General features: G+C 64.1%; 15 protein-coding genes. 8 read left to right on the forward strand and 7 right to left on the reverse strand.

Annotated elements, in window-relative coordinates; genetic code table 11:
- Nucleotides 1-110 precede the first annotated feature (110 nt).
- Complete coding sequence (gene secE / locus MTR66_RS13655) at nt 111-305, forward strand: preprotein translocase subunit SecE (RefSeq protein ID WP_243921963.1); 195 nt, start codon at nt 111-113, stop codon at nt 303-305.
- A gap of 34 nt (nt 306-339) precedes the next feature.
- Nucleotides 340-876, forward strand: coding sequence for a transcription termination/antitermination protein NusG (nusG, locus tag MTR66_RS13660; protein ID WP_243921965.1), 537 nt, complete (start codon nt 340-342; stop codon nt 874-876).
- Nucleotides 877-900: 24 nt separating this feature from the next.
- Here the strand turns inward: nusG and MTR66_RS13665 are convergent, their stop codons facing one another.
- Together MTR66_RS13665 and MTR66_RS13670 are read right to left on the reverse strand one after the other, a co-directional pair.
- Entirely contained in the window at nt 901-1602 is a 702-nt protein-coding gene (locus MTR66_RS13665) for a GNAT family N-acetyltransferase (RefSeq protein ID WP_243921967.1), read from the reverse strand.
- Nucleotides 1599-2096: a MarR family winged helix-turn-helix transcriptional regulator gene (locus MTR66_RS13670; protein ID WP_243921969.1), complete on the reverse strand. Its 498-nt coding sequence runs from the start codon at nt 2094-2096 to the stop codon at nt 1599-1601. Before MTR66_RS13670 ends, MTR66_RS13665 begins: the two co-directional genes overlap by 4 nt.
- Nucleotides 2097-2239: 143 nt before the next feature.
- On the opposite strand from MTR66_RS13670, the gene MTR66_RS13675 reads away from it, so the two are divergent.
- From MTR66_RS13675 to rplA, 3 genes are all read left to right on the forward strand, one after another.
- Entirely contained in the window at nt 2240-3283 is a 1044-nt protein-coding gene (locus tag MTR66_RS13675) for an acyltransferase family protein (protein WP_243921971.1), read from the forward strand.
- Between the two features lie 166 nt (nt 3284-3449).
- Nucleotides 3450-3881 carry a 50S ribosomal protein L11 gene (rplK, locus tag MTR66_RS13680; protein ID WP_243921973.1) on the forward strand — a complete coding sequence of 144 codons (432 nt, stop codon included), beginning with the start codon at nt 3450-3452 and terminating at the stop codon, nt 3879-3881.
- A gap of 4 nt (nt 3882-3885) precedes the next feature.
- On the forward strand, nt 3886-4587 hold the full coding sequence (gene rplA, locus MTR66_RS13685) for a 50S ribosomal protein L1 (RefSeq protein ID WP_243921976.1): 702 nt from the start codon (nt 3886-3888) through the stop codon (nt 4585-4587).
- A gap of 113 nt (nt 4588-4700) precedes the next feature.
- On the opposite strand, the gene MTR66_RS13690 is transcribed toward rplA, so the two are convergent.
- Nucleotides 4701-5537 (reverse strand): class I SAM-dependent methyltransferase, encoded by an 837-nt coding sequence (locus MTR66_RS13690; RefSeq protein WP_243921978.1) that lies wholly within the window; start codon nt 5535-5537, stop codon nt 4701-4703.
- Nucleotides 5538-5736: 199 nt separating this feature from the next.
- Here MTR66_RS13690 and MTR66_RS13695 point away from each other — a divergent pair, with 199 nt between their 5' ends.
- Both MTR66_RS13695 and MTR66_RS13700 read left to right on the forward strand, forming a co-directional pair.
- Entirely contained in the window at nt 5737-6198 is a 462-nt protein-coding gene (locus MTR66_RS13695; RefSeq protein WP_243921980.1) for a tRNA (cytidine(34)-2'-O)-methyltransferase, read from the forward strand.
- 142 nt (nt 6199-6340) lie between these two features.
- A complete protein-coding gene (locus MTR66_RS13700) occupies nt 6341-7189 on the forward strand; it encodes a TauD/TfdA dioxygenase family protein (RefSeq protein ID WP_243921983.1) in 849 nt (282 codons plus the stop codon).
- 25 nt (nt 7190-7214) lie between these two features.
- On the opposite strand, the gene MTR66_RS13705 is transcribed toward MTR66_RS13700, so the two are convergent.
- The 3 genes from MTR66_RS13705 to rimO form a co-directional block, all read right to left on the reverse strand.
- On the reverse strand, nt 7215-7757 hold the full coding sequence (locus tag MTR66_RS13705; protein WP_243922057.1) for a hypothetical protein: 543 nt from the start codon (nt 7755-7757) through the stop codon (nt 7215-7217).
- Nucleotides 7758-7761: 4 nt separating this feature from the next.
- Nucleotides 7762-8523, reverse strand: coding sequence for a competence/damage-inducible protein A (locus MTR66_RS13710; RefSeq protein ID WP_243921985.1), 762 nt, complete (start codon nt 8521-8523; stop codon nt 7762-7764).
- Between the two features lie 430 nt (nt 8524-8953).
- On the reverse strand, nt 8954-10336 hold the full coding sequence (gene rimO, locus MTR66_RS13715; RefSeq protein WP_243921987.1) for a 30S ribosomal protein S12 methylthiotransferase RimO: 1383 nt from the start codon (nt 10334-10336) through the stop codon (nt 8954-8956).
- 310 nt (nt 10337-10646) lie between these two features.
- On the opposite strand from rimO, the gene MTR66_RS13720 reads away from it, so the two are divergent.
- Nucleotides 10647-11039, forward strand: coding sequence for a DUF1761 domain-containing protein (locus MTR66_RS13720; protein ID WP_243921989.1), 393 nt, complete (start codon nt 10647-10649; stop codon nt 11037-11039).
- Here the strand turns inward: MTR66_RS13720 and MTR66_RS13725 are convergent.
- A complete protein-coding gene (locus tag MTR66_RS13725) occupies nt 11031-12065 on the reverse strand; it encodes a potassium channel family protein (RefSeq protein ID WP_243921991.1) in 1035 nt (344 codons plus the stop codon). The two genes, MTR66_RS13720 and MTR66_RS13725, sit on opposite strands and share 9 nt — an antisense overlap.

Here is a 12065-nt window from a genome sequence, read left to right on the forward strand (position 1 = left end):
TCTGATTTGCCCCTCCCGGCCCCGGCCGGGGCGGCGATGTCCCCTAGGCGGAAGCGACGAGACATTTTTTGCTCAGGCAATCACGCAAGAGATACGAGAGCGACGGAACAATGGCGAAGATCAATCCCGGCGAATTCATGCGCCAGGTCCAGTCGGAAGCACGCAAGATCTACTGGCCCTCGCGCCAGGAAACGGTGACCACCGCGATCTTCGTGGGCATCATGACAGTGCTGCTGGCCGTGTTCTTCCTTGGTATCGACGCGCTGTTCGGCTGGATCGTCAGCTCGCTGCTGTCGCTGCTGTGATCGCCTGAACCCGATAGAGACTGAAGAGAGAACCATGGCCCGCTGGTACATCATCCACGCCTATTCCGGCTTCGAGAACAAGGTGAAGGAAGCGATCCTGTCCGAAGCCGAGCGGATGGGGCTGTCGCAGCTTGTCGAGGACGTGCAGGTGCCGTCCGAGACCATCACCGAAGTGAAGCGCGGCAAGAAGGTGCAGGTCGAGCGCAAGACCATGCCCGGCTACGTGCTCGCCAAGCTGGCGATGAACGACGACATCTACCACCTGGTGAAGAACACGCCGAAGGTGACGGGCTTCCTGGGCGCCAGCGGCAAGCCGCAGGCGATCAGCGAATCGGAAGCCGCGCGTTACTTCGGCGCTGCCGAAGCCGCTGCCGCCGCGCCGCGCCAGCAGGTCAGCATCGATTACGAGATCGGCGATTCGGTCAAGGTGCTGGACGGCCCGTTCGCCAGCTTCAACGGCATTGTCGAGGAACTCGATTTCGACAAGAACCGCGTCAAGGTTTCGGTTTCGATCTTCGGCCGCGCGACGCCGGTCGAGCTCGATTTCGAGCACGTCGAACTCAGCAAGTAAGACATATCTGCAGCGCCGTGCCGCTCAGGGCGCGGCGCTGCAGACTGTCACCAGTACACGGGCACGCTCGGTAAAGCCGAGCCGCTGGTAGAGCCCGATCGCGGCTTCGTTGTCCGCATAGGCGTGCAAAAACGGCACGCGCCCCTCCTCCAGAATCTGCCTCAAGACCACGCGCATCAGCCGCCGCGCCAGCCCGCGTCCGCGCGCCTGCGGGTGTGTGCACACCGCGCTGACTTCGGTATGGCCGGACGGGCGCGTGCGCTGCCCGGCCATCGCGGCGAGCCGGCCGCCGTCGAATATGCCCCAGAACCGGCCCAGATCCGCCGTGCGCGCGGCAAAGGGGCCGGGTTCGGTCAGCAGCGCCAGATCCATCATCTCTGGATAGTGTTCCGGTCCCAGCACGGCGATGTCCGGATCGGGCGTGGCCGGAGGCAGCGCGCCGCCGGTATAGGCCATCTGCACGCATTCGGCCTGTTTCTCGACCAGGATGCCCATGTCCCCGGCCCGCGCGGGCAGCGGATCGCCCGGCTGGAGCAGGGCCAGCGTGCCATAAGCGCGGATAAGCGCCGCAAGATCGGCAAGGCTCTCCGCGGACCTGTCGGCCATGCCCGCCAGCGGGCCGATATCGGTATGGAACCTCCGTGCCTTTCCTGTGCCGAGTGCAAAGCGCGCCTGTTCGCCCGTCAGCGCGTGCCATATGGCGTTATCGAGTGGATGATCGCTCATGCCCCGGCCTTTCCGGCCCGGCGGGCCAGCAAGCGCTGGCCGAACGGGGCCTGCGCCAGAGCGGTGTCGAGCCTTGCAAGGCAGCCGAGCAGATCGCCGGGCGGGCCCGCGCAAAGCTCGGCCACGGTTTCCTCCACCAGCGGAAAGATGTGCCGTTCCGCATGATCGAGCAGCTTGCGCCCCTGCGCGGACAGGCGGAATGTGCGCTGGCGCTGGTCGCCGGTGTCTCCGGCCGTCTCGACAAGACCGTCGTTCACAAGCTTGCCGACGCTGCGCGTGATTCCCGGCTGGCTGAGATCGAGCCGCCGGGCAAGCGCGCCCACTGTCGCCGGGCCTTCCGCCAACGCGGAAAGGATCGGAAATTGCGCCGTCTGCACCGTCAGGCCTTCCTGCTTAGCCAGTTCCGCTACACCTGCCTGAAGGCGTTCGCCCAGGCGGCGGAACCGGCTTCCCAGGCACATGTATCCCAGTTCGCTGATCAGATCCTGCTGCATTGCCTGCTCCATATCATAGCGTGATATATAACAAGCTATGCCTATGAAGTAAACGCGATGCGGCGTCCGCGGTGGCAGGCCGGTTGCACGATCTTAACCATTCCCCGCCATCTTCGCGGCACCGCAGAAGGCAGACCCGATCGATGCACAGCCCCGTCAAACGTCTGGAGCGCCTGGATGGCCTGCGCGGGCTGGCGGCTTGCGGCGTGGCGTTTCTCTATCATCCCCAGTCGCTGTTCACCGCTTCGGCACTGGCGGGGGCACCGCGCCCGCTGCTGTGGTTTCAGGACTGGGGCTGGACGATGGTGGACTTGTTCTTCCTGATCTCGGGCTATGTCTTCGCGCATGTCTATCTGCAGGGCGAGGGGCTGACGCGCGAAAAGCTCGGCGGCTTTGCCGTGGCGCGCGTGGCCCGGCTCTATCCGCTGCATCTGGCGGCGCTGCTGCTCTGCGCCGCGCTGTTCTGGGCGGTTCCGGCCAACACTCTGACCGCATTCGCGGCGAACATGCTGATGCTGCAGGCTTTCGTGCAACCGGTGGGGCACACGTTCAACGGACCGTCGTGGTCGATCTCGGTGGAGGTGGTCTGTTACGTGCTGTTCGCGCTGGGCGCGACGGGCGGACGCCGCACGTTGCGCTGGGTGACGGCGCTGGCGATTGTCGGGGCATTGGCCCACTTCATCCTGCAGGGGCGCCCCGGAGGGCCATGGGTCGGCGACGGCCTGCCGCGCGGATTGGCGGGTTTTTTCCTGGGGCAGGTGCTCTGGCGCATGCGCGGGCGGCTGGCGGGCACGCCGGTGCTGCTGCTGGTCTGTATCTTCCTGTTCGGGCTGCTGCTCGACATGGGCGGGATGAGCCCGCTTCTGCCGCTGTGTCTCTGTGCCTGGCCCGCGCTGCTGCTGCTGGCGCTGCGGGCGCCGTGGATGGGCAGTGCGCCAATGCGCTGGCTGGGCGAGCGCAGCTACACGATCTACCTCGTCCATGCGCCGCTGCTCATGCTGGTGGAGCGCTGGTGGGTGCCTGCGGATAGCGGCATGGCTGCAGTCTGGGCGGTGACGGCCGGTTTCGCTGCCGCCGTGCTGCTGCTTTCGGACTTGTGCTACCGCTTTTTCGAGATGCCTGCACGCCGCGCGATCCGGGCGGCGTGGGACCGTTATGCGCGGATAGCAGCGCCGCGCGCGGCATAACGCTTTCCTTTTCTCCCGATTTCGGTTAGGGGCGCGCCCTTCGGACGGGTCTCATCGGATTCGATGGTCCGTGCGATTCTCGCGCGGGAGGGCGTTTTGCGCCTGTCAGACCGCTTAACATGAGCGCGCCGCCCGCGGCGCGCGACAGTGTGAAAGGAGGCCTCTCATGGCCAAGAAAATTGAAGGCTATATCAAGCTGCAGGTGCCTGCCGGCGCAGCCAACCCTTCGCCGCCGATCGGCCCGGCGCTGGGTCAGCGCGGCGTGAACATCATGGAATTCTGCAAGGCGTTCAATGCCGCCACGCAGGAGATGGAAAAGGGCATGCCGATCCCGACCATCATCACGGTCTATGCGGATCGCAGCTTCACCTTCGTCACCAAGACTCCGCCCGCCACCTTCCTCATCAAGAAGGCTGCAAACCTCAAGTCCGGCTCGAAGGAGCCCGGCAAGGTTTCGGCCGGCAAGATCGCCCGCTCCAAGCTGAGCGAGATTGCCGAGATGAAGATGAAGGATCTCAACGCCAACGATATCGAGGCTGCGACCAAGATCATCGAAGGTTCGGCCCGTGCGATGGGCCTCGAAGTGACGGAGGGCTGATCCGATGGCAAAGCTGACCAAGAAGCAGAAGTCGCTGACCGAAAAGCTGGGCGACAACCAGCAGCTCTATGCCGTGGGCGATGCCCTCGCGCTGCTGCGTGACCTCAAGACCACCAAGTTCGACGAGACCGTCGAAGTCGCGATGAACCTGGGCGTCGATCCGCGCCACGCAGACCAGATGGTCCGCGGCATGGTGTCGCTCCCGGCCGGCACTGGCAAGACCGTCAAGGTCGCCGTGTTCGCCAAGGGTGACAAGGCCGAGGTCGCTCTCGCCGCCGGTGCCGACAAGGTGGGCGCCGAGGACCTCATGGAAGACATGCAGGCCGGCAACCTCGATTACGACCGCGTGATCGCCACGCCCGACATGATGGGCGTCGTCGGCCGCCTCGGTAAGCTGCTGGGTCCCAAGGGCCTGATGCCGAACCCGAAGCTGGGCACCGTCACGCCGAACGTGGAACAGGCCGTGAAGGACGCCAAGGGCGGCCAGATCGAATTCCGCGTCGAAAAGCAGGGCATCATCCACGCCGGTATCGGCAAGATGTCGTTCTCGGACGCTGACCTGAAGACCAACTTCGACGCTTTCGTCGATGCGATCGTCAAGGCCAAGCCCTCGGGCGCCAAGGGCAAGTACGTCAAGAAGATTTCGCTGTCTTCGTCGATGGGCCCGGGCCTCAAGATCGACACGACGGACGTTGCCGGCGCCTGATCCTTTCAGGACCGAACGAACAGAAAAGGGCCGGCAGGGAAACCTTCCGGCCCTTTTTCTTTTTGACCAAAAGATCCTCCCCAGTCGCTTAGCAACAGGGAGGAGTGAGAATCTCATGCTTTGGCGGAGATCATCCAGCAGGCCGCATCGAAACGCACCTCGTCGCCCTGCACATAGGGCAGGTAGGCTTCGTGCACGGCGGCCGTGACCGTTTCGCGCAGGCTTTCGTCCATTTGCGGCATCAGCCGTGCCACCGGGCCCATGCGGGCTGCGTAAGTATGCAGCGCGGCTGCCGGAAAGGCACAGGCAGCGTTGCATTCCTCGATCACGATGTTCGACCAGCCGGATTGCGCCAGAAGATCCGCCACATAGTTCCGGTCCGCGAACGCGAACTGGCCGGTGGGCTTGTCCAGCTGCGCCACTTCGGGCGGGAGCAGGGGCAGGGCGGTTTCGCGCGCGACGGCCATGAACGGGTTTTCGCTGGCTGGCCGCCACGTCACCATGTGCAGCGGTGAATGCGCGGTGCAGGCGCTGCGCAAGTTGGCGAAAGCAGCCACGGGATCGGCGAAGAACATCACGCCGAAGCGCGAGACGATGGCCTCGAAACGCGCCTCGCCGAAGTCGTGGTTTTGCGCATCGGCTTCGATGAAGCGGGCGGGCGAGTCTTCGCGTGCCGCCCGTTCGCGCGCAGCGCCGAGCATGGCTGCGGAAATGTCGATGCCGGTGCAGCGGCCGCCGGGGCTCATCTGATCCTGAATATCGAAAGTTGTCGCGCCGGTGCCGCATCCGACATCGAGCACGCTGGCATCCGGCATGTCTTCCAGTTGCCCGCACAGTGCCTGCGAGAAGGGCTTCAGCATAGCCTCCATCGCAGACTGGGCGGCGACCCAGCCATCGCCTGCTGTGGTGTTCCAGTCGGGGCGGAGGAGGTTTGCGGGGGCAGAAGTCATTGTCGTGGTGTCCTTTTGGCGAATCGTATTGACCGCCATTCTGCCACTTCAAGTGAACTTGAGGTCAAGTGCGAGGCTTCGGGATGTCGCAGGCGGTGAAGCGGTCCGGCGTGATGGCTGCCGGGAAGAGAAGGGGGAATGCCGCGTTCTCCAGGACTGCGGGCTTGCAAGGCGCCATCGGCGGCGTCAATCAGCCCGAATGCGCATTGCTCTTTTCGAACCTGAAATTGCCGGAAACGTCGGCGCCATTCTGCGGCTGGGGGCCTGCCTGGGGGCGGCCGTGGACTTGATCGAACCGATGGGATTCGTATGGGATGACCGCCGCGTGCGCCGGGCGGCGATGGACTACATCGATCATGTGACGATCACCCGGCACGCGGGCTTCGATGCGTTCAGGGCCACTGCCGGATCTGCGCGTCTGGTTCTGTTCACAACCAAGAGCAGCCAGTCGGCCTACGATTTCAGCTTCCGTGCCGATGACATCCTGCTGTTCGGAAAGGAAAGCGCAGGCGTGCCACCGGCCGTGGCCGACGCCTGCGATGCGCGGATCCGCATTCCCTTGCGTCCGCAAGTCCGTTCGCTGAATCTCGCAATGTCGGCAGCGCTCGCCCTTGGCGAAGCCCTGCGCCAGACCGGAACCCTGCCGGATTTGACCGCTTAGGCGGGGTGCAGGAAGCCGGGAGTTTTTCCTGCCCGGGCTCGATTCGCCATTCTGCGTGCAGCATCCGTTTACCTGTGCCCCATTTCCTTATATCAGCGTGCTGTACACCTGTTCAGCATAAGATACCGGGAGAAGGCATAAAATGGCCATACGCTTTGAAAACATTAAGGAATGCATCGGAACAAGGGTTTCGTGGGATGACCGCGCCGACCTCTTCACGCCCGAGGCCGCCCAGGCGATTCGGGAGAAAGTGGCCGAGCGCACCGTGCTCGTGTTCCCCGAAATCAGCCTGACCGATGAGGAGCAACTCGCGATCACCCAGGCCTTGGGTGACAAGGTCCGTCTGACCGCGCGCAACAACGTCCAGTCCAACGACGAAGACGTCTATCAGGTCACGCTGGATGAGGAGATCAATCCGCAGCCCGAATATGTGCTGGGCACGTTCTTCTGGCACATGGACGGCATAACCGTGGACATGCCGCCGCCCTTTGCGACGCTGCTCTCCTGCCGCATCGCGCCTGCGCTTGGCGGCGAGACCGAGTTCGCCAGCACGTATGCTGCCTACGAAGGTCTGCCTGAAGAGGAAAAGCAGGCTCTGGAAGGGTTGAAGGCGGTGCATTCGGTCAAGGCCAGTCTCTCGCCTATTGCCGATGCGATTCCTGAAAAGCACCGGGAGCGGGTGCTGAACATCGGCCTCGTCAAGGAGCATCCGCTGGTCTGGACGCATGGGGACGGGCGCAAGTCGATGGTGATCGGGACCACGGCCGATCACATCGTGGGCATGGAAGTGCCTGCCGGGCGCGCGATGCTGGTGCGTCTGGCGGAATGGGCCGCACAGCCTGCCTATTCGCTGCGGCACAAGTGGAAGAAGGGCGATTTCGTGATCTGGGACAATACCGGCGCGATGCACCGGGCGGTGCCTTACGACAAGTCCACGGGGCGCATGATGCACCGCACATCCGTGGCCGGAGCCGAGGCGGTCGCGGCGTGATTCGCAGTCTTCCCGGTGGCAGGGATCAGCCGCCGGGAAGGTTAGCGGCGGTGTAGCACTCGATCAGGTAGGCAAGGGGGCGCCCGTCGGGCAGCACCAGCATGGCGCGGTGGGTGGAGATCGTATCGGCAGGGCAGTTTTCGGCCCGGCCGCGAACGGTCTCCAGCGGCTGGCGGCGAAAGTTCAGCGGCGCCACGACTTTGCCGAACGGTGTGTCGCTGTTGCGCAGCGCCGCGTTCATTTCCGGCGTGAGCCGGGAAGGCACGTACCAGTTCCAGGCTACCGACAGCACGGTTTGTCCGCAGGCGAGCCGCACGTTGCGCATGGCGAACGTCTCGCCTCGTTTCAACCGAAGCCGGCCGCGCACGGACTTCGGCGGATCGTTGCTGGCCGCGCTGATGCTGTGTGCCGTGATCCGGGCGGGATCGGCGATGTCATGCGCGGCGCACCATTCCTCCAGTGCCAGTGTCGCACTGTCATGGCGGCGCAGCGCGGCTTCAAAGTCTTCCAGGGTGGGGGGGGAGGCGGATGATGCGGTCACGGCGGCAGCAGCGGCGATCAGCGGCATCAAGTCAGATTCCCCCCGCAACGGGCGGCTTGCCGAGCGCGTTCAGCCCCTGCACCAGTGCACGGGTGCAGGAGGCCAGATCCTTGGCATTGACCGAGCGGATCACGAAGTTCGCGCCGGTCTTGCCTTCGGCCCAGAACGGGTAGGAGCCGATCTGGCAGGTCTCGTGGGTCTTTTCCGTCTCGCGCAGCAAGTCCGCCACTTCGCTCTCGCCGACCCAGCACCCGACCGTTTCGGACAGCAGCGGAGCGCCGCCATCAAGCTTGCCGGACAGGGCATCGAGCATCCCGGCCGTGATGCTGGGCACGCCGGCCATGATGAACACGTTGCCGCAGCGGATGCCCGGCGCGCCGGTGTAGCGGTTGGGGATCAGGCTGGCGCCGTCTGGCGTGCGGGCCATGCGCAGGCGCGCTTCGGTAAGGCCGCCGCGCGTCTCGTAATAGCCTTCGAGGATCGTGCGGGCCTCTGGGTGGACGATCACGGCCACGCCCAGCGCCTCGGCAATGGCATCGACGGTGATGTCGTCATGCGTGGGGCCGATGCCGCCAGTGGTGAAGAGATAGTCGTTGCGTGCGCGCAGCGTGTTCACCGCCTCGACGATTGCCGCCGTGTCGTCCGCCACCACACGGACTTCCTTGAGGCGGATGCCCTGAACCTGCAGCCATGAGGCGACCTGGGCGATATTCTTGTCATGCGTGCGGCCGGACAGGATCTCGTCTCCGATCACGACGAGGGCGGCGGTGTAGATTCGCGAGGGGCTGGCCATGGCGAATGGCTAGTCCAAATGTTCCGCCGGGGCCAGAGAGCGTTTGCGCTCACTTGGTCCTGACGGCCATCGGGAAGCAGCCGGACAAAAAGAAAGGGCCGGTCCGGAGACCAGCCCTATGGAAGTTTTGGGAGAGGATGCCTGAAAGGCCTGATCCTTATGCTTCGCGGCACATTATGTTGCAAATGCGAAAAGGTTTAGCATGGTTGCATATCTTGCAACTTGATCAGGAGGGCTATGAAGCCTGGGAAAGTGGCTGAAACCGGCCAAAAAAAAGGGCCGGTCCGAAGACCAGCCCTAAGAAAGTTTTTGGGAGAGGATGCCTGAAAGGCCCGTCCTGTATGAGCCGCGCATCCGATTCCCGCAAATGCGAAAACCTTGCCTGGTGTTGCATAACTTGCAACTATGATATCGTCGTTTCGATGGTGCGCTACTGCGCGGCGGCTACGCCAAACAAGTCGTGCTCGTCCGCATCTTCGATAAAAACGTCAATGATATCACCAACTTGAAGATTTCTTGCGGCGTTGCGCAGGAAGACGTTGCCATCGATCTCGGGGGCATCGGCTTGCGAGCGGCCAGTTGCACCAATGTCGCCATCCTCGTCCGCTTCGCCCACTTCGTCGATGATGACGGGCAGGGTGCGGCCGACTTTCGCGGCGAGTTTGGCGGCGCTGATCGCGGCGGTCTTTTCCATGATTCGCGCGTAGCGCTCTTCCTTGACCGCTTCGGGCACGGCGCCCGGCAGGTCATTGGCGGCAGCGCCTTCGACGGGTTCGAAGCGGAACGCGCCCACGCGATCGAGCTGGGCTTCGTCGAGCCAGTCGAGCAGGTACTGGAAATCCGCCTCGGTTTCTCCGGGAAAGCCCACCACGAAGCTGGAGCGGATGGCGATGTCCGGGCAGATGCTGCGCCAGGAACGCAGCCGTTCGAGCACTTTGGCCTCATTGGCCGGGCGCTTCATCGCCTTGAGCACGGACGGGGCCGCGTGCTGGAAGGGAATGTCGAGGTAAGGCGTCAGCAGCCCTTCGGCCATGAGCGGGATCACCGCATCGACATGCGGATAAGGATAGACGTAGTGCAGCCGCACCCAGGGGCTGCGCCCTTGCGCGTCGGTCAACTGGCCGAGTTCGCGGGCGAGATCGGTCATGTGAGTGCGGACCGGATGGTCCTTCCACATCCGCTCCTCATGCCGCACGTCGACGCCATAGGCCGAAGTGTCCTGGCTGATGACGAGCAGTTCGCGGGTTCCGGCCTGCACCAGCTTTTCCGCCTCGCGCAGCACGGCATCGATCCGGCGGCTGGCGAGTTTGCCGCGAAGCGCGGGAATGATGCAGAACGCGCAAGCGTGGTTGCAGCCCTCCGAAATCTTCAGATAGCTGTAGTGGCGCGGGGTGAGTTTTACGCCTGCCTCGTCATAGGCCTGCGGGATCAGGTCCACATAGGGCGAAAGCTCGGGCGGGGCGGCATCGTGCACGGCCTCGACCACGGATTCGTACTGGTGCGCGCCAGTGATGGCGAGCACATCCGGGAAGCGGGCGCGGATCGCATCGGCTTCGTTGCCCATGCAGCCGGTGACGATGACGCGGCCGTTCTCGGCCATCGCTTCGCCAATCGCGGCAAGGCTTTCCTCCTTGGCGGAATCGAGGAAGCCGCATGTGTTGACGAGCACGACATCGGCCCCGGAATAGTCCGGGCTCATGCTGTATCCGTCCGCGCGCAGGCGGGTGAGGATGCGTTCGGAATCGACAAGCGCCTTGGGGCAGCCGAGGCTGACCATGCCGACTTTGGGCGGAGAGGGAATTTCTGTGGTCATGGGATGGCGCGCCCGATACGCTGAAAGGGCCCCAGAGTCACGAAAAACGCGAAGAGTGCCCGAGTATCATGGAAATCACGATCACGAAAGGCATGCGCGACGATGAAATTGAGGCGCGGCGCAAACGGCCTGCGCTTACTCTCATGTTCCGGTTCCGGGCGGGCTGGAAACGGCCCTGCCGGTCCTTCGGGGCGTGCTGGCCGAATTCGCTTGCCGCTGGATCGATGCACAGGCAGGGCATGTTGAGCGTCTATCCTGGCCAGTTCCAGTTCAGCGAGAGAAACTCTATGAAAAATAAGGAAGAATGCAGATGGGTCCGGTGAACTGGCTGGGGGTGTTTCTGGCTGCGGCGCTGGCCGTGGCGATCGGGCTGGTCTGGAACGGGCCGCTGTTCCGCACCGGGCGGCAACTGCTGCCGGGCAATGCGGAGAGCGGCGGCAACTATGGACTGGTTGCCTTCGTGTTTCTGGTGAGTTCGGTCATGCTGGGGCACAACTTCGCCCGCATCGGCGCGGAGACTCTGTCGGCGAAGCCCTGGCTCTATTTCATGCAGACGGGCGGGATCGCGATTGCCTTTGTCATTCCCGCCGTCTGGCTCACGCATCTGCGTGATCGCGCGGAGCCGATGCGCCGCGTGGTGGACTGCCTGTTCTGGCTGGTCGCTTATCTGGCCATGGGGCTGGTCTACTGGGCGCTAGGCTGACGGCGGCGTGGCGGTGATCTCCACGATCACGTCGCCCGCTTCCAGCACATGGGCTTCGGGTTCCCAGAAGCCGATGGCGCGCTCTCCCCGATAGATCCGCAGGCCCTTGCCGCTGCTGATACGCTCCAGCGGCTGGCCGATTTCGTCTGCCGTTACAGCGCGTTCGACGAGCTGGACCCGCCCGTTCACGGAGGCGAGGTCGGACAAATAGTCCGAAATGTGCCGTCCTTCCGCCGATCCGGCGAGCAGCAGCCCGGTGAAACGGACCGGGTTGATCACATTGTTGGCGCCGGCTTGCCGCGCGAGAAGTTCGTTATCGTCCGCACGCACGACGGCGGTGATCGGCACGTGCGGCGCGACATGGCGGGCGGTGAGGATAATCAGGATCGTCGTATCGTCGCGCCCGGCCGAAACGAGGATCGACTGGGCGCGGCTGATACGCACGGCTTCCAGCGTATCGTCGCGCGTGGCATCGCCTTCCATCACGTTGCAGCCCGCCTGCTCGGCCATGGCCAGCCGTTGCGGGCTGGGGTCGATGACGACGATGCCGGCGGGATCGGTACCGCGCGCGATCAGTTCGGCCACCGCTTCCGAACCGCTGACGCCATAGCCCAGCACGACCACATGGCCCGCCAGGCGCTCCTGGATGCGCTTCATGCGCCATGTCTCCCAACTGTGCTTGATGATGAAGTTATAGGCGGTGCCCACGAAGATGTAGATCACCGCCAGCCGGATCGGAGTGACGATCACCGCCTCGATCAGGCGTGACTTGTCGCTGACCGGAGCGATATCGCCGAAGCCGGTCGTGGTGATCGAGATCATGGTGAAATAGACGACGTCGAGAAAGCTGATGACGCCGTCGTGCGCGTCCTTCAGCCCGTCACGGTCGATCCAGTGGACCATGACGACAATGAACACCAGCGCCAGCGCGCCGCCCAGCCGCAAGGCCACGTCCGCCCAGACCGGCACCGAGAGGGCCCGGCGCAAGGGCTTGAACAGGGCAGGCGTGATCCGCTTCTTCGCCAT

Origin of the sequence: Novosphingobium beihaiense (genome assembly GCF_022832375.1) — a bacterium.
Lineage (GTDB): Bacteria > Pseudomonadota > Alphaproteobacteria > Sphingomonadales > Sphingomonadaceae > Novosphingobium > Novosphingobium beihaiensis.